The sequence below is a fragment of the Bradyrhizobium sp. A11 genome (assembly GCF_042077125.1).
GTDB lineage: Bacteria > Pseudomonadota > Alphaproteobacteria > Rhizobiales > Xanthobacteraceae > Bradyrhizobium > Bradyrhizobium japonicum_B.
In genome coordinates this window covers 4,039,181-4,060,065 of the sequence record NZ_CP149509.1, presented here as the reverse complement: position 1 = coordinate 4,060,065, position 20,885 = coordinate 4,039,181, and the positions used below count along the sequence as shown (strand labels likewise).

Annotated in this window: 20 protein-coding genes and 1 tRNA gene; 7 read left to right on the top strand and 14 right to left on the bottom strand. The window is 63.9% G+C overall.

From position 1 onward, the window contains the following. Positions 1-125: 125 nt before the first annotated feature. Both WI560_RS19020 and WI560_RS19015 read left to right on the top strand, forming a co-directional pair. Positions 126-1,184: a phosphotransferase family protein gene (locus WI560_RS19020; RefSeq protein ID WP_375304386.1), complete on the top strand. Its 1,059-nt coding sequence runs from the start codon at positions 126-128 to the stop codon at positions 1,182-1,184. A gap of 127 nt (positions 1,185-1,311) precedes the next feature. Further along, positions 1,312-1,938, top strand: coding sequence for a LysE family translocator (locus WI560_RS19015; RefSeq protein WP_375304385.1), 627 nt, complete (start codon positions 1,312-1,314; stop codon positions 1,936-1,938). Positions 1,939-2,074: 136 nt separating this feature from the next. On the opposite strand, the gene argE is transcribed toward WI560_RS19015, so the two are convergent. Together argE and WI560_RS19005 are read right to left on the bottom strand one after the other, a co-directional pair. Beyond that, positions 2,075-3,253 carry an acetylornithine deacetylase gene (gene argE / locus WI560_RS19010; protein WP_375304384.1) on the bottom strand — a complete coding sequence of 393 codons (1,179 nt, stop codon included), beginning with the start codon at positions 3,251-3,253 and terminating at the stop codon, positions 2,075-2,077. A gap of 966 nt (positions 3,254-4,219) precedes the next feature. After that, positions 4,220-5,005 (bottom strand): SDR family NAD(P)-dependent oxidoreductase, encoded by a 786-nt coding sequence (locus WI560_RS19005; RefSeq protein WP_375304383.1) that lies wholly within the window; start codon positions 5,003-5,005, stop codon positions 4,220-4,222. A gap of 134 nt (positions 5,006-5,139) precedes the next feature. Here WI560_RS19005 and WI560_RS19000 point away from each other — a divergent pair, with 134 nt between their 5' ends. The 3 genes from WI560_RS19000 to WI560_RS18990 all read left to right on the top strand — a co-directional run bounded on the left by WI560_RS19000 (position 5,140) and on the right by WI560_RS18990 (position 7,104). Further along, positions 5,140-5,838: a histidine phosphatase family protein gene (locus tag WI560_RS19000; RefSeq protein ID WP_375304382.1), complete on the top strand. Its 699-nt coding sequence runs from the start codon at positions 5,140-5,142 to the stop codon at positions 5,836-5,838. Between the two features lie 135 nt (positions 5,839-5,973). Beyond that, the gene (locus WI560_RS18995; protein ID WP_375304381.1) at positions 5,974-6,195 is read left to right on the top strand and encodes a hypothetical protein; all 222 of its coding nucleotides are present in this window, start codon (positions 5,974-5,976) and stop codon (positions 6,193-6,195) included. A gap of 141 nt (positions 6,196-6,336) precedes the next feature. After that, positions 6,337-7,104, top strand: coding sequence for an SDR family NAD(P)-dependent oxidoreductase (locus WI560_RS18990; protein WP_025037031.1), 768 nt, complete (start codon positions 6,337-6,339; stop codon positions 7,102-7,104). Positions 7,105-7,253: 149 nt separating this feature from the next. Here WI560_RS18990 and WI560_RS18985 read toward each other — a convergent pair whose 3' ends face one another. After that, entirely contained in the window at positions 7,254-8,489 is a 1,236-nt protein-coding gene (locus tag WI560_RS18985; protein ID WP_375304380.1) for a serine hydrolase domain-containing protein, read from the bottom strand. A 151-nt stretch (positions 8,490-8,640) separates the two neighbouring features. On the opposite strand from WI560_RS18985, the gene WI560_RS18980 reads away from it, so the two are divergent. Then, positions 8,641-8,716 (top strand) — tRNA-Trp (locus WI560_RS18980). A gap of 220 nt (positions 8,717-8,936) precedes the next feature. Here WI560_RS18980 and WI560_RS18975 read toward each other — a convergent pair. The 4 genes from WI560_RS18975 to WI560_RS18960 form a co-directional block, all read right to left on the bottom strand. Then, entirely contained in the window at positions 8,937-9,185 is a 249-nt protein-coding gene (locus WI560_RS18975; protein ID WP_375304379.1) for a hypothetical protein, read from the bottom strand. 172 nt (positions 9,186-9,357) lie between these two features. Then, positions 9,358-10,119, bottom strand: coding sequence for a glycosyltransferase family 2 protein (locus WI560_RS18970; protein WP_375304378.1), 762 nt, complete (start codon positions 10,117-10,119; stop codon positions 9,358-9,360). A 143-nt stretch (positions 10,120-10,262) separates the two neighbouring features. After that, entirely contained in the window at positions 10,263-10,769 is a 507-nt protein-coding gene (locus tag WI560_RS18965; protein WP_375304377.1) for a hypothetical protein, read from the bottom strand. A 9-nt stretch (positions 10,770-10,778) separates the two neighbouring features. Beyond that, on the bottom strand, positions 10,779-11,285 hold the full coding sequence (locus WI560_RS18960) for a hypothetical protein (RefSeq protein WP_375304376.1): 507 nt from the start codon (positions 11,283-11,285) through the stop codon (positions 10,779-10,781). Here WI560_RS18960 and WI560_RS18955 point away from each other — a divergent pair. Then, complete coding sequence (locus tag WI560_RS18955) at positions 11,278-13,101, top strand: hypothetical protein (RefSeq protein ID WP_375304375.1); 1,824 nt, start codon at positions 11,278-11,280, stop codon at positions 13,099-13,101. The genes WI560_RS18960 and WI560_RS18955 overlap by 8 nt on opposite strands. A 7-nt stretch (positions 13,102-13,108) precedes the next feature. Here the strand turns inward: WI560_RS18955 and WI560_RS18950 are convergent, their stop codons facing one another. The 7 genes from WI560_RS18950 to WI560_RS18920 all read right to left on the bottom strand — a co-directional run bounded on the left by WI560_RS18950 (position 13,109) and on the right by WI560_RS18920 (position 20,875). Further along, complete coding sequence (locus WI560_RS18950) at positions 13,109-14,143, bottom strand: Gfo/Idh/MocA family protein (RefSeq protein ID WP_375304374.1); 1,035 nt, start codon at positions 14,141-14,143, stop codon at positions 13,109-13,111. Between the two features lie 13 nt (positions 14,144-14,156). Next, complete coding sequence (locus tag WI560_RS18945; RefSeq protein ID WP_375304373.1) at positions 14,157-15,350, bottom strand: class I SAM-dependent methyltransferase; 1,194 nt, start codon at positions 15,348-15,350, stop codon at positions 14,157-14,159. Further along, on the bottom strand, positions 15,343-16,560 hold the full coding sequence (locus WI560_RS18940) for a class I SAM-dependent methyltransferase (RefSeq protein WP_375304372.1): 1,218 nt from the start codon (positions 16,558-16,560) through the stop codon (positions 15,343-15,345). Before WI560_RS18940 ends, WI560_RS18945 begins: the two co-directional genes overlap by 8 nt. A 236-nt stretch (positions 16,561-16,796) precedes the next feature. After that, positions 16,797-17,768 (bottom strand): lysylphosphatidylglycerol synthase transmembrane domain-containing protein, encoded by a 972-nt coding sequence (locus WI560_RS18935; protein WP_375304371.1) that lies wholly within the window; start codon positions 17,766-17,768, stop codon positions 16,797-16,799. A 111-nt stretch (positions 17,769-17,879) separates the two neighbouring features. Continuing rightward, positions 17,880-19,640 carry a hypothetical protein gene (locus tag WI560_RS18930; protein ID WP_375304370.1) on the bottom strand — a complete coding sequence of 587 codons (1,761 nt, stop codon included), beginning with the start codon at positions 19,638-19,640 and terminating at the stop codon, positions 17,880-17,882. A gap of 4 nt (positions 19,641-19,644) precedes the next feature. Further along, entirely contained in the window at positions 19,645-20,232 is a 588-nt protein-coding gene (locus WI560_RS18925) for a WbuC family cupin fold metalloprotein (RefSeq protein ID WP_257180563.1), read from the bottom strand. Continuing rightward, complete coding sequence (locus tag WI560_RS18920) at positions 20,210-20,875, bottom strand: class I SAM-dependent methyltransferase (protein ID WP_375304369.1); 666 nt, start codon at positions 20,873-20,875, stop codon at positions 20,210-20,212. The genes WI560_RS18925 and WI560_RS18920 overlap by 23 nt, the downstream gene beginning before the upstream one ends. Positions 20,876-20,885 lie beyond the last annotated feature (10 nt).

Genomic DNA, 20,885 nt, shown 5'->3' with positions numbered 1-20,885 from the left:
GAGCCCTGCGGTGCTCCTGACTTGAAGAAACGACGGGACATGATCCAATTTCGGTAACCGCTTGACGCAAGTGCGTCAGCGGTTACCGATTAGGATCATGTTCGGACTGAAGAGGGAGCGTCATCGTGGCTGACGGCGTCAGGAAAGACGAAGAGTTTTCGGGCACCAAGCCCGTCGAGGAGCGGCATCGTTTCGACGAGCTGCGCCTCGAAGCGTGGATGCGCGAGCACGTCGAAGGTTTTGAGGGGCCGCTGGTGGTGCTCCAGTTCAAGGGCGGTCAGTCCAACCCGACCTATCGCCTCAACACGCCAAACCGCTCCTACGTGATGCGCCGCAAGCCGTTCGGCAAATTGCTGCCGTCGGCGCACGCGGTCGATCGCGAATACCGGGTGATCGCGGCGCTCGGCAAGCAGGGCTTTCCGGTCGCGCGCGCCTATGCGCTGTGCCAGGACGACGGCGTCATCGGCGCCGCCTTCTACATCATGTCGATGGAGGAGGGCCGCGTGTTCTGGGATCCGACGCTGCCGAGCCAGACGCCGGACGATCGCCGCAAGATATTCACCAGCAAGATCGAGACGCTGGCGAAACTCCACATGTACGATCCCACCGCGATCGGCCTCGGCGACTTCGGCAAGCCCGGCAATTATTTCGCGCGCCAGATCGACCGCTGGACCAAGCAATATCGCGCCTCCGAGACGCAGCACATTCCGGAATTCGAGAAGGTCGCCGAATGGCTGCCAAAGACGGTGCCGGAACAGGCGCGCGTGTCGATCGTGCACGGCGATTATCGCCTCGACAACATGATTTTCCACGCGACGGAACCGCGCGTGCAGGCCGTGCTGGACTGGGAGCTGTCGACGCTCGGCGATCCCATGGCCGACTTCACCTATCTGCTGATGCAGTGGATCATGCCGGGCCTTGACGGCGCCGATCTCAAGGCGCTCAACATCCCGAGCCTGGAAGAGGCGGCGCAGATCTATTGCAACGTCACCAAGATGACGGTGCCTGATCTCAACTGGTATTTCGCCTACAATCTGTTCCGTCTCGCCGGCATCACCCAGGGCATCGCAGGCCGCGTCCGCGACGGCACCGCCGCCAACGCCAAGGCGCTGGAATCCGCCAAGCGCACTGTGCCGCTGTCAAAGGCGTCATGGGAATACGCGCAGAAGGCGGGCGCGGTGTAAGACCAACGAAGGCGCGGCTGATGGCCGCGCCTTTCGCTTTCAGGAGTTCGTCATCCCGCACATTCGCTGTCATTGCCCGCGAACCGTCACTCAGCCTGTCACAGGAATTCACCTCGGAACCGCGCGCATGATCGACCACGCCACCCTCATTGCCTACATTCTGATCGTTCTCGGCTTCGTCTTCATTCCTGGCCCCGCGACGCTGCTCACGATGGCACGGGCTGCAAGCTCTGGAACGAAGGTCGGCATTGCCACGGGCGCCGGCATTGCTGCGGGTGACGTGATCCACACCAGCATGGCGATTGTCGGCCTTTCCGCCATCATCGCCACTTCGGCGCTGCTGTTCAGCCTCGTCAAATATGCGGGGGCGGGCTTCCTGATCTACCTCGGCATTCGCGCCATGATCGATAAGGCGCCGATCGGCCTTGATGGCGGCGCGCCGGCGATCACTGCGGGCCGCGCATTCCGGCAGGCCATGCTGACCGAGGTGCTCAATCCCAAGACGGCGCTGTTCTTTCTTGCCTTCCTGCCGCAGTTCGTCCGGCCGGAGCACGGTTCGGTCACCATTCAACTAGCGATACTCGGCATCGTCTTCGTGCTGCTCGGCTTACTTAGCACCGTCGTATTTGCCGTCGGCGCCGGCCGTCTCGGCAATCTCCTGCGCCGCCATCCGGCCGTCGTGAAATGGCAGGGCAAGGTGGTCGGGACCATCTATTGCGCCGTCGGCGTCCGGCTGGCGTTGCAGGAGCGCTGAGGCGTCGCGCCCGCGCTCGCTTCCGTGGGGTGGGCAAAGACGCGTAGCGTCGTGCCCACCAGCTCTCCGTGATCGCAGCGAATCGGTGCGCTCTTCGCGCTACGGCGGACAAGCCGCTTTGCCACCCTACGGCAACCTATGCCGCGGCCTTCGCACAATGCGCGATCAGTCTCTCCACGAAGCCTGCGCATTTCTCCAGTTCGGCCATCTCCACGAACTCGTCCGGCGTATGCGCCTGCGCGATCGATCCCGGGCCGATCACGACGGACGGGATATCGGCCATGCTCGCGAACAGGCTCGCCTCCGTGCCGAAGGCGACTTTGGCGTGGTCGTTGCGTCCGGCGAGGCTCTTGGCCAGCGTGACGATCGCGGCGTCCGGCTCGGTGTCGAGGGCGGGATAGTCGAGGATCTCCTCGAAGCCGATGCCGCAATCGGGATGCCGCGCCTTCATCGCCGGCTCGAGCTCGGCCTTGGCCCAGGCGACGATCGCATCCGTGACCTGGCGCGACTCGCTGATGCCGATGCCGCGGCATTCGAACTCGACCGCGCAAGTGTCCGGCACGATGTTCAGTGCGGCGCCGCCGTGGACGATGCTGGTGAGCAGCGTCGAATGCGGAACGTCGTAGAGGCTGTCCGTCGCGCGCGCGGCCGCAAGCTGTTCGGCACGGCGGCGGATCTCGACGATCAGATCGGCGGCGTACTCAATCGCATTGACGCCGTCGGGCGCGATCGAGGAATGGCGGGCAAGGCCGCGAAAGGTAGCGCGCACGCCGTGCTTGCCCTTGTGGCCGATGATCACTTTCATCTCGGTCGGCTCGCCGATGAAGGCGCCGATCGGCCTGATCTTCTTTTTCGCGACGACGCCGAGCATCGGCCGCACGCCGACGCAGCCGATCTCCTCGTCATAGGAGATCGCCAGGTGAATCGGCGTTGCAAGCCTGGCCTCCACCATCTCGGGCACCATGGCGAGGCACACCGCGACAAAGCCCTTCATGTCGGTGGTGCCGCGGCCGTAGAGCTTGCCGTCGCGCTCGACCAGCTTGAACGGATCGTGGCTCCAGTCCTGGCCCACGACAGGGACAACGTCGGTATGGCCCGACAGCACGAAGCCGGGACGGTCCTCGGGGCCGATCGTGACCCATAGCGAGGCCTTTTGCCCGGTCGGGTCGACGATGCGCTCGCCCGTGATGCCGAAGGAAGCGAGGTAGCTCTCGATATGTGCGATCAGCGGCAGGTTGGTGCGGTCGCTGACGGTGTCGAACGACACGAGGTCGGCGAGGAGTTTGCGAATACGGTCGGGTCTTGAGCTCGGCATTGTCTCATTCTGTCAGGGGATATGGAGCACGGAATGCTTGCAGGAACCATACCAACGCGATGGCGGGATGGGCAAATCAACATCTCGACCGTCATTCCGGGGCGATGCGCAGCATCGAGCCCGGAGACCATCGGCCCGCATCATCTGCTGCGAAATGGATTCGGGGTTCGCGCCTTCGGCGCGCCCCGCAATGACGACGGAGGCTACCAGCCCTTGCGGTGCCCGACGGGCGAAACACCCGAGCCCTAGGTCAACCGGCGCGGGCGAAAATATTCCGCTTTACCGAAATTCGGAAATGACGTATGTGTCGCGCAACCCGGCCCAAGGAAGAGGGCGTATCGTGATCGTCACGAACGCGGGCCGGGCGGCGGTGGACGCCGATGGCATCGGCGCGAAGGGTTCTTGCAGGGCGGGCAACCGTGAGCAAGGCCATCGCGCACACGACCGGTGCGATCGGCGTACGGCAAAATCGTGTGGTCCTGGCGCCCGGGGTCTGTGCGCCAAGTGTTGCGGTGATGTGGCGGCCCGACCGGGCCCGCGCATCGATCGTCCGCAAGGCGACGGGGGCAATAGTGCAACGCTCCCCGGGGAGAGCACGACATAAGCCGTTCCAACCACTGCGCAGGGAAGGCCGGGATGTCCCGGTTGCCCTATTCTCCGCTATGCGCAGCACACGCAGTCTGCTCTTGGCATGGCGGTCCACGGGAGCCACCGGCTCCCGGCCTTCCCTGCGCCTTCTTTCAATTCAGAGGGCGAAGCGATCAGGCAAAGCTCGGGCAAGCAAGCCGCGAGGATGCGATCCCATGTCAATCATTCACCGACGCTCGTGCCCCGGACGCAGCGCAGCACGAAGTGATGCGCTGCAGAGCCGGGGCCCATGTATCAGCGAGCGCTGCGGCTCGCCGGGTCCCGGCTCTGCGCAGCAGCGCAAGAGCGCTGCAGCGCGTCCGGGACACGAGACCTGGGCTAGACCGGCTTGCCCGTATACGGCATTGACGCGGTGAGGCCGCCATCGACCGGGAAGGCCTGGCCGTTGACATACGAGGCCTCGTCGCTGGCGAGGAACAAGCCCATCGCGGCGAGCTCGTGCGGCTGGCCGGGGCGCTGAAGCGGGTTGAGCTGGCCGATCTTGCCCTGCGTGCCGCGCTCCTTGGCGCGGTCGAAGATCGGCTTGGTCATGCCGGTCTCGATCAGGCCTGGGCACACCGCGTTGATGCGCACGCCGGTGCCGGTGAGCGAATAGGCGGTGGTCTGCACCAGGCTGATCACGCCCGCCTTGCTCGCCGCATAGGGATGCCCGCTGGCGCCGGCCTTGAGGCCGGCGACGGACGCGGTCAGCACGATCGCGCCCGACTGCTGCTTCACCATGTGCGGCATCGCATGCTTCACCGCGAGGAACGGCCCGATCAGATTGATGCGCAGGATCTCCTGCCAATGCTCCACGGTCTGCTCGGGAATCGGAACGAGGCCGCCGGAGATGCCCGCATTGGCCCAGATCACGTCGAGCCGGCCGTGCGTCGTCACGGCCTTGTCGATGACGGCAATGACGTCCTGTTCGGAGCCTGCGTCCGCCATCATTGCCTCGGCGACGCCGCCCGCTTTCTTGATTTCGTCGACGGTCTGCTTCACCGCCTCGGTGCGGTCGACCGCAATCAGCTTTGCGCCTTCCTTGGTGAAGAGGTGCGCGGCCGCGCGGCCGATACCGCTGCCGGCGCCGGTGATGATGACGGATTTGCCTTGCAGGCGGCCCATGCGTTTCTCCCTTAGGTGTCTCGCACGACGCTTGCCGCGCGACGGAATTTCAAACAAGATTTCAAACGGTAAAGTGTCTTGAGACGCGTTGCCTACTCACGTACAGCGACATCAAACGAGATGGAAGGGTTTCGATGGCAGGTGCAGACAAGCCCGATGTGGTCGTCACGCGATGGTGGTGGGTCCGTCACGCGCCGGTACGCAACGACGGCGGCAATATCTACGGGCAGAGCGATATCGCCTGCGACACCAGCGATACCTACGTGTTCAACGCGGTTGCCAAGGTGCTGCCACGCACGGCGGTCTGGTATTCGAGCAATCTGCAGCGCACGCATCAGACCGCCGAGGCGATCTGGGCGGCCGGCTTTCCGCGACCCGCATCGATGAAATGGGAGACGGACCTCGCCGAGCAAAATCTCGGCCGCTGGCAGGGCATGAACCGCGCCGCCTTCATCGCCAGCCGGCCGGTCGGCTCGAGCTGGTTCGCCGACGTCAACGAGCCCGCGCCCGGCGGCGAGAGCTTCATGGACCTCTACAACCGCACGCGCCGCACCATCGAGCGCATTACCAGCGAGGCTGGTGGGCAGGACATCATCGCGGTTGCGCATGGCGGCACCATCAAGGCGGCGATCGGCCTCGCGCTCGACGGTCAGGTCGAGCGGGCGCTGTCCTTCGACATCGACAATTGCTCGATCACGCGGCTGGATTATTTTGCAACTCCCGAGCTCAAGGTCTGGCGGCTGCCGATGGTGAACCAGCAGCCCTGGATCGCCGACGACGCGCACGCAGCGATGCATCAGCCGGCGGGACCTGAGGTCAAGAAGCTCGCTTGAGTTCAACCGCCGTTCCGGAACGGTCCGCAGAAAAACCGTAGAATCAGAAATGGGGCGGCTTAAATCTCACTCGCAAGGCCTACGATCCCGCAACTGGTCTATGATCTTCAATCACGCCGTAGATGGGGGGGCACGATGACACAAGATCAAGCTTACTCAGCGATGTTTATCTTTCTTGAAGAAGCTTGGAAGAGGACTCAGTCTGATGGTCTAGCCGAGATTCTTGGAGGTATGTCGCTCCTTGAAGATGGGACCCCAGCTGATCCAGCCGTTGTTGAAGATTGGAAGTCTGCTGTAGTGCGAGCTTTGGGTGGCGAAAGTGCTGGGCGCTTGGTGCTGTCACAAAAATTGGCATAAGGCAGGTTGCCGCAGAGAGGGCGTCGGGGTTGCGGCGCAGCAAGTTCCCTTGAGCCGAGCGTCGGTACCTACAACTATGCCGCGCTTGGTCGACCCGAAATCTCGAAATGAATACAAAGATCAATCATTGGGAGGAAACACATGACCTTGTTCGACATGAAGGGGAAAGTCGCCGTCATCACGGGATCGACGCGCGGCATCGGGCTTGCGATCGCCGAGCGCATGGCCGAGCATGGCGCCAAGGTCGTGATCTCCTCGCGCAAGGCCGACGTCTGCGAGCAGGTCGCCAAGGGCATCAACGACAAGTTCGGCAAGGGCACCGCGGTCGCGGTCGCCGCCAACATCTCGTCGAAGGAGAACCTGCAAAACCTCGTCGATGAGAGCAACCGCGCCTTCGGCAAGATCGACGTGCTGGTCTGCAACGCCGCCTCCAACCCGTATTACGGTCCGCTCGCCGGCATCTCCGACGATCAGTTCAGGAAGATTTTGGACAACAACATCGTCGCCAACAACTGGCTGATCTCGATGGTGGTGCCGCAGATGATCGAGCGCAAGGACGGCTCGATCATCATCGTCTCCTCGATCGGCGGATTGAAAGGCTCGACCATCCTCGGCGCCTACGCGATCTCGAAAGCCGCCGACATGCAGCTCGCGCGCAATCTCGCCTGCGAATACGGCCCGCACAACATTCGCGTGAACTGCATCGCGCCCGGCCTGATCAAGACGGACTTCGCCAAGGCGCTGTGGGACAATCCGGAGAACCTGAAGGCCTCGACCTCGCGCTCGCCGCTGCTGCGCATCGGCATTCCCGACGAGATCGCGGGCGCGGCGGTGTTCCTGGGATCGAAGGCCGGCGACTTCATGACCGGCCAGACCATGGTGATCGACGGCGGCGCGACGATCAGTTGACGCTGAGCTCTCGTGTCCCGGACGCGGTGTGGCACGCAGTGCCGGTCCGCAGAGCCGGGACTCACAAAGCCAAGGGCGAGATTGCAGAGGCATGGGCCCCGGCTCTGTACCGTTACGCGCTGCGTCGCGTCCGGGGCACGAGCGAGACCTCACTCCACCGCCGCGTAAACCAGATCCCGCACCAGCGTCCGCGTGTAGTCGCGCTGTGCCGGCCCCTGGCTCATGAACACCGCGAACAGATCCTCCTTCGGATCGATCCAGAAGAACGTGCCGGCGATGCCGCTCCAGAAATACTGGCCGACGCTGCCGGGGAACGGCGCGATGCCGGCCTCGCGGCGCACGGCGAAGCCGAGACCGAAGCCGTGGCCGGGCGAGAGCAGGGTGCCGTTGGTCTGAACGTGCGGCCCGAGGTGATCCGACGCCATCAGCTCCAGCGTCTTGCGCCCGATGATCCTGTTGCCGTCGAGCGTGCCGCCGTTGCGCAGCATCAGGCAGAAGCGAGCATAGTCCATCGTCGTTGAAACGAGACCGCCGCCGCCCGACTCCATCACCGGCTGCTCCAGCATGTTGAACAGCGCGACCTTGTCGCCGGTCCACGGATCGGCCGCGAACGGCTCGGCGAGCCGGCCGGCATTGGCCTCGGAGGTCGCGAAGCCGGTCTCGGCCATCTGCAGCGGGGCGAGCACGCGCTCGGTGAGGAAGGCGCCGAGCGACTTGCCGCTGACGACCTCGATGATGCGGCCGAGGATGTCGGTGGAGCGGCTGTAGTTGAACTCCGCACCGGGCTGGCAGACCAGCGGGAAGCTCGCCACCAATGCGGCATGCTCGGCGTTGCTGATCTTGCGGCTGCGGACGCGGGACTCCTGATAGAGCTTGTGCACGGGGCCGTCGCCCTGGTGCTCGTAGGTGAGGCCTGAGGTGTGGCGGAGCAGGTCCTGCACGGTCATGGGCCGCGCCGGGGGCACCAGCTCCAGCTTGCCGTCCTTGACGATGCCGACCTGCTGGCTGGCGAATTCCGGGATGAACTTGGCGACGGGATCGCTGAGCAGGAGGCGGCCGTCCTCGACGAGCGCCATGACGGCGACCGACACGATCGGCTTGGTCATCGAGAAGATCCGGAAGATCGAATCGCGGGCCATCGGCGCAGCGGCCGCCGGGCTCTGCTTGCCGAGCGCCTCGAACCAGCCGACCTGGCCGCCTCTCGCCACCAGCACGGTGATCCCGGGAACGGTTCCCTTGTCGATCTCGCGCTTGAAGGCGTCCGACATGGCCTGCAGGCGCGGACGCGACAGCCCGAGCGTCTCCGGGCGGGCCTCCGGCAGGGGCGGGGTCGATGGCGCGACGGTGGCCTGTGAGGCGGCTGAAGCGGTCGCTGTGGCGGTCATGGGCACTCCCGGTTGTTTCTTGATTATCGGCAATGGACTGTGGCCCAGAAGCCCCGGCACAAACAAGCGAAGCCGGCGCGGTTCACCCTTGCAAACCGGCCGCTCTCTGTGCTTGAAAGCGCGCCTGATCCCAAGGCGACGCGGGGTCTGTAGGAGTGTAGCTCAATTGGTAGAGCACCGGTCTCCAAAACCGGGGGTCGCAGGTTCGAGCCCTGCCACTCCTGCCAGATAATTCAATGGCTTAAGCGGCTCTTGTCTCGACAGAGGCCGACCTGGACTTCAGCCCTCGCCCAAATGGGTCAACCTCCCCAAGATTCCGGCAAAGCGATTGTTGACGATGGCCGTGATCGATGTGCCCGCGTGCACCTCGTCCAGGGAGCAGGGTGAGCTGGTGCCCCGAGCGAGGCCCGCCGGCTCCGGCGGGCCTTATCCATGCGGACGCTTGCCCTAGTAGCGGTCGTAATAGCCTGGCGGGTACCTGTGCCGGTGCGGCCGGTAATAACCCTCGGGGGCATAATGTCTCGGCGTCGGCCTCACATAGAGGCCGGGGGCGTGCTGGCCGTTGGGATAGCAATAGCCGTTCGAATAGTTGAAGTCATAGCCCCGCGGACACCAGCCGTTTCTTCCCGGGAACTGGACTTGTTGAACCAGAGGCTCCTGGGCGGGCGCGGCCGATACTGGTCCAAGGGTACTCATCGCCAGCACCACGGCTTGAATAAGCACAGTTTCTCTCCCTCTTTGGTCGATCCTGTAACGAAGGGCCAGGACGCGAGTTCCGGTAAGGGAGCTTATAGCGCCCTCACGCGCAACGGCTGTTGAACGGTATATTCACCTGCCGTTCAGGCGAGGAGCGCGGGCGAGGCGTCGCCTAGCGCGCCGAGACCCGCCCTGCGCCGCGGGGAACCTGGCTGAGATCGACGTCCCGGATGGGAACGCGGCGCAGCAGCGAGACGATGGTGCCGCCGAGCTCGAAATAGGTGCGCAGCCGCAGTGCACGGGATGACCCCTTCAGCTCCGCGTTCAGGCTCACGGGCACCTGCACGTAGCTGAGGCCGAGCTGGAGCAGCGAGATCAACGCGCAGATCTGATAACCGTAGCCGTCGGTCTTCACCGCGATCTGGCGCAGCCATTTCACGGGGTAGACGATCATGCTGTGGTAGTCGGACAGCCAGAAGCCGAACAGGCAATTCAGGATGAACCGCAGCGAATGCGACTGCAGCGAGCGGTTGACCGATCGGTCCGATTGGTTGTCGCGATGGGTAATGACGAGGTCGGCGGCGCCCGCCGCCTTGAACATCCGGGCAATACCTTCGTTCTGGAAGGCGTGATCGCCGGGAATGAGCGTGATGGCTTCGAATTTCGCGCGCGACAGGGCGTATTCGAAGCCTGCACCGACGCCCCGCCTTTCGGCGTTATGCTGCACGATGATGCGCGGATCGCCGGCGGCGAACTCGTCCATGATCGCGCCGGTGGCATCGGTGCTGCCGTCGTCGATCAGGAAGATTTCGAAGTCGTCGAGCAGCTCGCAGGCGAGCGGCAGGACGCCGCCAATGGTGTCGGCGATCTTGTCCTGCTCGTTCAGAGCAGGGATGACGATGGTAAGCCGCTTTGCCGCCCTGGAAGGTGTCATCTCTAGCTGCCTGTTGCCGGCCCCTTTCGACCGGCGGCCCCCAAACGCAACTCTAGGTCATAAGGCCTGGGCGAACAATAAGGCCCCCGCAGATTAGACCTGCACAACCGGCACGAAGCCGGTGATGTGTGTATTTCCCGCAACTAGTCGGAAAAATCGTAAAGACTGGTGTCGCCGATGCCGAAAGCGCGGCGCAGCCACCCGACGCGGGCTGCCATGGCCTGGCCGGCCGCCGTCGCAGCGAAGTGCGAGTCGAGCGGCTCGACCAGGCCGCCATCGACCAGGTTCCCTATTCGTCCCTGGAACAGAGCTGGAACCTGCCGTTCGGCGATGTCCGAAATCGGTGCGCTCCGCAGCGGCCGGTCGACGAGACCAAGCAGAATCTCCAGGGACACCGATTTGTACACTGCGCCAAAAGCGAAGACGTAAGCCATGACGCAAAACCCGAAGATCGACGCAGCGTCCCAATACCTGAATTGCGCGACGACGAAGATTCCGAGCACGACGCCCAGACCATGCGTGACGATTGCGGCGATCGCGAGCAGGGTTACGGGTGCAACCGTCCAACCGCGCGCGCGGGCTACCAGCTGCAAGGCGGGCGACAGCAGGGCGAAGCTAACCGCGGCGAGGAGTCCGACAATGAAGGACATCGCGGTCGCTCACCCAAGCCCGGTCGACAGGCGAACCAACTTGACGAGGCGCGCGACGGCGACACCTTTTGCCGTCGGAGCCAACTTGCCGTCCGCGGCGATCACCAGCCTCGCACCGACCAGGAGCTTCAGGCGATTGTGCGTGAAGGTGCCGAGATCGCCGCCTTGCATGTAGGCCACCGCCCATTGCTCGAGGGTCAGTGGACGGTCGGCCTTGACCAATGCCGTGAGCAGCGTCAGCGTGAAGCCCCAGGCCAGCAGGCTGAACAGGATGTAGAAAAACATCATCGCAGTCGCCAGCAGGAACAAGCCGCCAAGCACGTCGTCGAAATGGCGTTGCCCGGGAAGCGCGATACAGGCGATCGCGTAAAAGGCCATGATGCTGAGGCAGCCGAGCCGGAAGCGGCGACCTGATCCGCCGGTGGCGGCGATGCGCGCATAGCACAGCAGCAACAGCGGCAGCGCAAGACTGAGACCAATCGCAGCGGCTTGCGCGGGGCCCGGTACCATGTTCATTGCGGAAAATCGTCCCGGACGCCTCTCGGTCCAGCCAGTGCGAAGTTCTATAGGAGGTCGCATTTTTCCGGTCAAGGGAGCCCGTCGGCGCGCCCTTGCGGACCTCACCCGGGCGTGCGAATCCTTGTCGCGATACCGTTCCTCCCTCCGAGATGCCCCATTGCCGCGTGCGATCGTCGTCCTCCTTGCCGTTTTGTTGGCGGCGCATGCACCGATGCTCCTGAACGACGGTCTCTTCATGGACGATTGGCTGGTGCTCAAGCCGCGTCCGGACTATTTCATCGATATCGACTTCCTGCTGAACGGCGCCGGTCATCCGATCTTCTACAGCTACGACAAGTTCGCGAACTGGACGGGAGCACCGGTCGCGGTGATGGTCTCGCTGGCATTTGCCGGGATCGTCTTCGGTGCGACCTCGCTGGCGTTGACCGCAAGGCGTCTCGGTCTGCTCGACCGCGCCGAGGCGGTCGGTTTCGCGTTGAGCGTCTGGACCTATCCCGGCTACCAACTCTGGGCCGGCAAGGCGAACGCGGTCTACGTTTTCAGCTTCGGACTCCTGTTCGTCGGGGCCTGGTTGTTGACGCTGGCCTTCAGTGCCCGTGGTCCGCGGCGTGTGCTGCTTCGCCTCGCCTGTGCGCTCGCGTTCCTGCTCGGTTTCGCGCTCAACTCCACGATCGTGCTTTTTGCCTTCGTGATGCTGGGCCTCTTCGTTGCGATCTGGCGTGGCGGCAACGCGGCGGACGGCTTCGTTCGCCGCACCTGGCTCGCAGGCTGGCGTTGTGCCGCAGGTTATCCGGAGTTGATCGCGCTTCCCTTGATCTACTGGGGCACGCTCAACATCTGGTTCAAGCGGATGGGCGTGTACGCGCAGCACTATGACGCGCATTTCCCGGCTCTCGGCGAATTGGCGAGGGGATGGTGGGCATTTTTCGTCGCGGGTTACCGGGACGTTATGGCGAATGCGGTGCGCACGGCGATCACGGTCCCGACGCTTTTCATTGCGGCGGCGGTGCTCGCCGGAATCGCTGTGCTGCTGCTGCGTTCCGACACGAAGCCGGCTGCATCCAGGCTCGCGATCTTTCTGCCGCTCGTGCTTGCCGTCATGCTGTTCCTCGCATTGGCATCGCCCTATCTGATCGCCGGCCTGCGGCCGTCGTCCATGCATTTCTACGAGAGTCGTCATCTGCTGATGTTCGGCGTGCCGTCGGCGCTGGCGTTGCTCGCAGTCAAGCGGCTGGTCGAACGCTGGACCAGCCCTCGCTTGGCCTTTGCGGCCGTATTCGGGGCGGGGCTGATCGTGTCGATCGGCATGCTGTGGACCAACTACATCTTCATGCAGGCGAGAACGCTGAAGCAGGAGGCTCTGGCGCGCGATCTTGCCGGTCGGGCCCAGCCCGCGGCGACGGTCTATGCGCTCGACGACGGTTTCTTCGATTACCCCTCACGGCATGTGCCGTTCGGCCTCGCCGAAGTCACCGGCATGCTCCGCCTTGCCTGGGGAAATCAGCCATTTTTTGGATTTGCACTGCGCGCCGAACGGCCCGACATCCTGCGCAGCATGGACCAGGCGCGCAAGGCTCCGGGAAGCGCCTTCCATCATTTCGATCCGTCAGGACCGCAGGCGACGATCTCCTTCCAGCCGGGGCCGGGTGCAGCACCGAACCCGGTCCTGGTGCGGAAGTACTATGCGTGCCGCCTGCTGGCGCGTTGCGACGTTCCGGAGTTCCTGGCGCAGCTCGCGCAGGTCACCATCAAGCTTGGGCCGATCACGGGGATCCTGCCGATCGAGAAGAATGCCGCGCCTGAAGCGCGATGAGGATGATTCAGCCGCCAGCCCACTGTTTCCAAACCGTTTCCGCAAGCGCGATGTCGGTGACCGAATCCGCGCCGGAGGCCAGCGGTGTACCGTGCGTGGCGACATCGGAAACGAAGGCATCGGCCTGACGCCGGAAGGCCCAGCTCGCACCACCCGTCAACCGCGTGCGTTGACCGTCGCGATCGACAACCACCTCCGCCTCTTGCGCGGCAAAGGGTGGGGGCAGCTCCAGCGTCACCGCGCCGCGTTCGAACTCGATCGTCAGTCCCTCGCGCCAAGCTCCGTCCGACCCGCTGACGAGATCGAGCGTGCAGGCGGTGCCGTCGAAATCGAGAACGATGCGCCCGGCCCCCGAAGCCTCGATCGCGCTTGCGGCGACCGCGGGCGACGATCCCAGAAAATAGCGCGACAGGTTGATGATGTGGCTGAAGACGTTCAGAAAGTTGTCGTAGCCGGGACGTATCGCGCGCGGCATCCAGTCGGGGCCGTCCTGCCAGAGCTCGATTCCGTCCGGCCGCGCTTCGCCGGTCATCACGAAATTATCTTGCGACCGCCCCGTGTCGCCGCCGAAGCACCACCCCTTTGCCCGGACGATGCGTCCGAGCGAGCCGTCATGACGCAAGCGCGTCAGCACCTCAAGCGCCCGTGCCACGCCGGCGTCGTGACGCTTCATGTAGCCGATGCTGTAGACGAGGTTTTGCCGCCGTGCGGCTTCGGCCAGCGACATGGCCTGGGCGGTCGTGTAGGCCATCGGCTTTTCAGAGAGCACGTGCCGGCCGCTGTTGAGCGCGTCCAGCACGATCGGGCCAGTGGCACGGCGCTTGGTCACGACCACGACGGCGGATACCGCGCTATCGGCGAGCAGCTCCCGGTGCGAGCCGTAAGTTCGCGAGATGCCGAATTTCTGCGCGGCCGCAGCCGCCAGATCCGGCCGGAGGTCTGCGATCGCGACGACGCGACAAGCGGGATTGGCGGCGAAATTGGCGAGATGGCACATCTGGCCGATCATGCCCGTTCCGATGATGCCAATGCCTGGCCTCAATGGCTGCGCTCCCTCAGCGCTTCCGGATAGCGAGGAAATGCGCCGGCTGTCCCCAGATGTTGATGAATGCAGAATCCGAGCGGGCGAGGGCGGCGACGGCGGAGACGTCCCGTCGCCCGATCGCAGCAAAGATGCGATGGAAGCTGTCGAGAGTAGCCGTGATGGCTTCGATGTCGGCCGCGTCGTCGGCGAGAATGTCCGTGGTGCCGATCGTCTCGCGCAAGGAGGCAAGGCCCGCGACGACGCGCGACAGGCTTTCGCCGAAGGGATCGTCGATCATTGCATCGACGTCACGAACCAGCATCTCGATCGACGCGGAGATCGCCTGCACGGCATCGGCCTTGCCGACCAGATAGAGCTTTCGCCCGCCGAGGAAGCTCAGGCGGCTGCGATCGAGATGGCGCGCGGCGCGACGCAGCCTCTCGTCACCGGGCAGAACCTTCTTGTGCCAGTAGATGTCGAGGCTGTCGCGGTAGGCCGGCCATGCCGAATGGACGTCGAATCCCCTGTCGTGCGCGGCCGTGCACAACGCGGTCGCATCGAGGAAGTAGCGATGCCGGACGAACGGATTCTCCAGCACGTCCATCAGCCAGGATTCGAAGCTGCGGGTGTGCGGAATGCTGTTCCACTTCGCCTCGAACAGCATCTTCGCCGTATCGAGGGCGGCGTGACCGGTCAACGCCTTGCCCGCCGCATGCATCGCCTTGAGCGCGAGCTCGAAGAAGCCGCCATAGCGCTCGTAGTAGGAGACGACGGCGTAACCGTCGGGATTGAGCAGGCGGTGAAAGACGGCAAGCCACTTTTCGCTCGGCTGCACGGTGTAGATGAAACCCTCGGCATCGATGATGTCGAAACGGCGGTCGCTGCTGAAGCCCTCGACGTCGGCCAGCGCGAGTTCGCGAAGACGTCCGGTCAGGCCGAAACGGGTGAAATAGGCCTCGATCTTCGGGTGCGCGAGCCGGTTCGGTTCGGCGAGCGTCATGTTCGCGCCCCAGCCGGCGAACACCAGCGCATTCTCGCCGGAATCGGGGCCGAACTCGAGCACCTCGGCATCGCGGAACAGTCGCGGCGGCAACACCAGCTTGTCCGAGAACAGCTCGCGCCGCTGGGTGGCATAGGCCTCGAGCTCGCTGGACGATTTGAAGTTCCCGAACGTCGGCAGGACGTCCTGACGTTCGTAATAGTTGAAGAGCTTGTCGTCAGCCATGCCGCGACCCTGCGGCCGCCTCGAGACGATCGAGCTCGCTCCAGATGTCCGAGGGCGCGAAAATCGAGACGATCTGCAACGGCCGCTTCACGCTCTCGCGCAACCGGCTGCTGACCTTGGCTTCGTTCTCCTCGTTCACGGCGAGAAGACAGACCAGCGGCCCGGACTTGCCTGCGAGCTCCTCAGGCGCACGGATCGGAATGCCGGTGCCCGGCAGGAACAGTCCCTGGCGCTCCTTCTGGTCGTCGACGGAGAGATCGACGAGATCGGCCAGCTCGTGGGCGTTGGTGAAGGTGCAGGCGCGGCAGCCGGCGCCGTAGATGGCGATCTCCGCGCCGTTGGCGCGGGCCTTCGCCAAAATCGGGCGGAGACGCGCGCCATACTCTCTCGCGCGCTGACCGAATTTCTCGCCGACGCCGGACGGCGCGGGCGGCGGCGTCACTGCGCCCTTGGCACGGCGGGCCGCGACCGCGAGGCTGCCGCCGCTGAAATTGTATGTCTTCACCGACACTGCCTCGAAACCGTGGCGCGCCAGCAGGGCGAGGAGGGTCGGTTCGGTGAAATAGCTGACGTGCTCTTCCCAGAGCACCGAGAGGTCGCCCACGGCCGAGCCGGGCGCGAAATCGGGCACGTCGATGAACAGCAGCCCATCCTCCTTCAGCGCGATCTTCACGCAAGCGAAGAAGTTCTCGAAATCGACGATGTGCTCGAGCACCTGGCGCGATATGACGAGGTCGAACTTGCCGGACTGAGCGACCGCGTCGTGGGCCATGTCCGGGCTGAGCATGTCGGCATAGACCTTGATGCCGCGCTCGCGGGCGATCTTGCCCGACACCGGATTGGGCTCGACACCGACCATGATCGTGGTGCCGCGCTCGCGCAGCTTGTCCATGAACAGGCCGTCGTTGCAACCGATCTCGAACACGGATTGATGCTTGGAGAATTTCGCGATGGTGTCGAGCTCGTCGGCCTGATGCGGCTCCGGCTTCCAGCTGCTGAAATTGTAGTTGAACTGGCGATACAGAATTTCTGGATCGATCGGCTTGACGATCTGAGGCAGGCCGCAATCGCCGCAGGCCAGCACTTCGAACGGATACCGTTCCTCCTGCTCGTTTCGGCTATGCCGAAGGCGATGCGCGATCGGCATCAATCCGAGGTCGATGACCGGACGCAGGTTGGTCGAGTGGCAAAGGCGGCAATGGTCGGTCACTGGTCTGGCTCTTTGCAGGAACAACATGGGGGCAGAGCCCCGGGTGAAACTCCGAACTGGCTGAAGGCTATATAGTGGCTCAGCCTGCGCCACAATTCCTAAGTTGCCCTGTCCCTGCGCCACCCGCGGCCGGGACAGCGCCGCGCCACAACAGGGGCGGCTTCGATCGATGGCATCCGGCTCGTCGGGTTGCCGCGGCAGTTCCGTGCGGTTGCACCTCCTTCAGCTCCGCGCAATTACCGCTGATGGAGCGGTGGAGCAGTATCATCCGGTTTGGCGCCGTAAGTCGTACGCTCGGGCGCAAGCAGCCACACAGCGCCCCCGATGAATCCGACAATGAGATTGCCGAGCCCAAGCAGGATGGATATTGCGAGCGCCTTGTCGGATGCGATGCCGACAAGCCCGAGCGCGCCGACCATCGCTCCTTCACGAATGCCCCATCCTCCGATGGAAAGCGGGACGGCGGCCGCCATGATCACCAGCGGCACGAGGACGAATGCGTCGAGTGCGGACAACCCGGCGTCCAGCCCGATCGCCAGGGCATAGGCCGCCGCGATGGTCAGGAGATGAACGACAATAGCCGAACCGAACAAGGCTTCACGTCCTGCTCTCGCGAGTAGCGGAGCCTCGAGTAGCGCCGCAAACTGCATGACCCGGACGGGAAGAACAGCAGTCACTCGGGCCGACAACCGGCTCAACATCATGAGGACAATTGCGCCGGAATATGCGGCAGCGACGATCGCTGCGATGGCGAACAGCAAGACGTTGTCATGGATGCGCGAGATCAGGAACGGCATTCCCGCCAAGATGAGGAAGCCGAGGGTCAGAAGGCCGATGAACCGATCTGCGACGATGCTGCTCAGGGTCTGCGACCACTTGATTCCATGGCGCCGCAACATCCATATGCGGATCGCTTCGCCGCCGGAGGGCAACACCTGGTTGAACCAGGCGCTGGCAAGTACGATGCGCCATCCGGCCACCCAATCCAGGGACACGCCGATCGCGCGGAGGATGAGAATCCAGCGGTTGCACAGGGCAAACGTCTGCGCGAACAGCAGCAACATCGCCAGCGCGAGCATGTGTAATTCAACGGCGAGAAGGTCGGCCTTGAGTGACGAGAGATCGAGGTCGCGTGCGACCAGAACGATAATGCCCGCTGAGACCATGAACTTGGTCAGGACAATGATCGTCTTCTTGCCAGGAGGCATCGTCAGCCCGTTCCACCCGTCAGCAGCCAGTCCTTCCCGACGTCGCGCATCGGCTGGATGCGAGCGGCCGGAGGAGAGCGATCGGGAGCCATAGTATGAGCATTGCTTTGCCTATCGGGCCCCAAGGCCCGACTCTTCGCAGGACGGTGTGGGTAACGCCAGCAGCCAGGCGGTTCCGCGTACTCCGGGCCGGCGGCAAGGTGGCCGGTATTCAGCTCTTGCCAAAGGAATCGGCAGATTGTCCTTCAATTGCACGAGCTCGCCGCGACCTTGCGTGGCCGACGGCGCATCCTCGAGGACGGCCCTCATCAGTTCGAGGAATCTGATGCGATCGGGCGGCCGAATGCCGGGCGCAGCGCGGTAGCGCCAGGTCTCTCGGCGTGGGGGGCAGGGAAAGAACTCGAGGTAGGAGACGGTGCAGGCGTCGTTCCGAATAGCCCCGGAACTGTCGAAATCCCCACAATGATCCGTGTACACGAACGATCGCTCTCGATTTTCATCCCGCAGCATCATCTGAGCGACATTCATGTCGGGGGCGCCCAGGCAGCGGGAGCGATACGAGATCATGTGGGGATCCTCTATATGGAGCCTCACGACCTTTGGTTCGGGGTCAGCAAGCAAGGCAGCCCGAACTTGCCGCTGGAGATCCGAGTTGATCAGCCCGTCGTAGAGAAGCCGTTTGGAGTCCTGCACCATGGACAGCGCGAACACGGTGAGCAGGCCGCCAGCCAAGCCGGCGCGCAATCGTGCTCCCGGAACCAGCTGGATGAACGTCGCCATCAGCAACAAGACGCCGACCTGCGAGGGAAAGAGCAGTCTGGATTCCCCCCGCATCACGGCGCCATAAATTCCGGTGATGGCGTAAGGCATTGCCCCGAGGAGGGCGATTGCGGCTCCGAGCACCAACAGCAGCATCGCGTTGGCGGATGAGACTAAGCTCCTCAGCAGCCATGGAGTCCAGAATGCGCTCGCGGAGAGCAGAGCGGAGCCGACCATGGCGGCCAATGCCAGGACTGTGGAATTGCGGCTTCCCAGCAGCCCGAACCCGTGGGAATAGGCGTATTCCAGGCCGGTCCGAAAGGCCATGAAATGGGCAACCAGCGCTTTCCGGATGACGACAGGGTCGGACACGAAACTATATTGTCCGGCGTAGTGACCGCTCTTCCCCAGGATCGTCATCCGCAGCACAATGATGGTCGCGACGGCCAACCAAAACGGAGCGAGCCGCGCGAGTGTCCGCGTCCAACGTTCGCCGGGAGATCGGGCCAGCACGACCCGGAGCGGCTCGAGGGCGATCAAGGTCTCCAGCGACAATGAGAAGAACAGGCAGAACGGCGCGGCCCATCGAAGCGCCCGCACTTTCGAATAGGTCAGCTCGTAAGACAACAAATAGAAAAGCAGGAAGACGTCGTAGACGGCGTTCTGCGTGAGGCGAATGACGTAAAACGGGCTGAGCAGGAAGAGAGCCGCAAACAAGGCAGCTATCGGCTTCGTGTAGGGTGACCTTTGGAGGATGGAGTAGAGCAACACGCCGTTGGCGAGGTGGCAACCCAGACCTGCGAGGCGCGCAGCGACGTCCGGCATGTCGGGCAAGAGAACGACGAGCAGCGACATCGGCACGATGAAGCCGGCATGGGCCGCTTCATACAGCACGCGGAAAAGTCCGGGGAGGCCCTCAGTCCAGTAGGTGTAGTAAACGCTCCAATCGTCGCCGAAGACCTCGCGTGCGAACAGTGCGGGCAAGCTCGCGCCAAGGGCCAGAACCGCACCGACCCAGACATATCCGATCCCCATTCGCTCGCGCATATAGGAAAGCGCGGCGTGTGGGATCGTCTTCCAGCGGAAGCCGTTGGGACTGGCCGGCTCGATCATGGCCTCAGGCCCTCGCATCGCGGCCTTGATGTTCGATGACAAGCCTGCCGATCTGCGTGACGTAGTCGCGCACTTCGGCGGCGTTGCTGCCATCGGGCGCCCAGTCCGGAAAAACCGTCCGGGAGGGATCGAACGGACCGGCGGTGGTTTCGTGGAACACCAGCCATTCCGAGGTGATCAGGATCGAATGAAAGACCTTTTCCGGCATGCGGTAGTAGCAGCGCTTGCCCTGGCCGTAGGGCGCCATCTCGAGCACGTCGCGAATGCGGCCGTCATCCTCGAAGATCACGACCTGCGCGGTGCCCTCGATGACGTGAAACGATTCGGGTTTGCCGAGATGCTTGTGAGGCCGCACATAGGCCTCCCGGTGGTGCACGATCAGCATCTCGTGCAGGCCGGATGAGGGATCGGGGTGCGTGCACAGCCGGCTGCGCAGACGCGGGTTGCCGGCGGCGATGCGTTTCAGCTCTGCGATCGTGGCGTCATCCGCCGTGACGATGGCGTCGTCCGAATAATACACTTCGGGATTCTGCGCGCGCAGCGAGGTCGGCCGGCGCAGGCCCGTTGCCTCATTCGAAGAAGATGAACCCATGGTCGCCCCGGTACCCGCATTTGTCGTAGATCCACGCCCAGGTCTCCGGGCCGTGGAAGCTCAGGCAGGTGAGCTGCCAGTAGAGCAGATTGGCCTTCTCGCGCTCGTTGCGGAAGGATTCCACCATCAGGTATTTCGAGGCGCCGCGTCCGACGCGCTCGATCTCGGGCACCGCGCGGAACACGTCCTCGAGCGGAAGGTTGTGCAGCACGCCGAGCGACACCACGAGATCGAAGCTGTGATCGGGGTAGGGCAGCTCGACGGCGTTGCCGACCTGGAGCTGCGGCCGAATCTCCTCCTTGGCATTGGCGATGCCGTACTCGGAGATGTCGATGCCGGCGACCTTGACGCCGGGGACGAGCTGGGTGAACTCGTAGAGCAAATAACCCTTGCCGCAGCCGACGTCGAGCACGCTCATGCCGGGCTTGATGCCGTAGCGATCGATCAGGGTCTGCGCGAGCGGGCGCCAGCGTCCGTCATAGCGATAGCCGCCATAGCCGTAGCGCCGGTCGCCGTCCCAATAGTCGCGGCCCCATTGCCGCGCGACGGTGGCGGATTCCGCCTTGTCGTGCTCGACCACGCGCTGGACGTAGTTCCGCCTGGTCGAAGCGTGCATCGGCTGGAGCAGGTTGATCTCGCTCATGGGGCTCAAC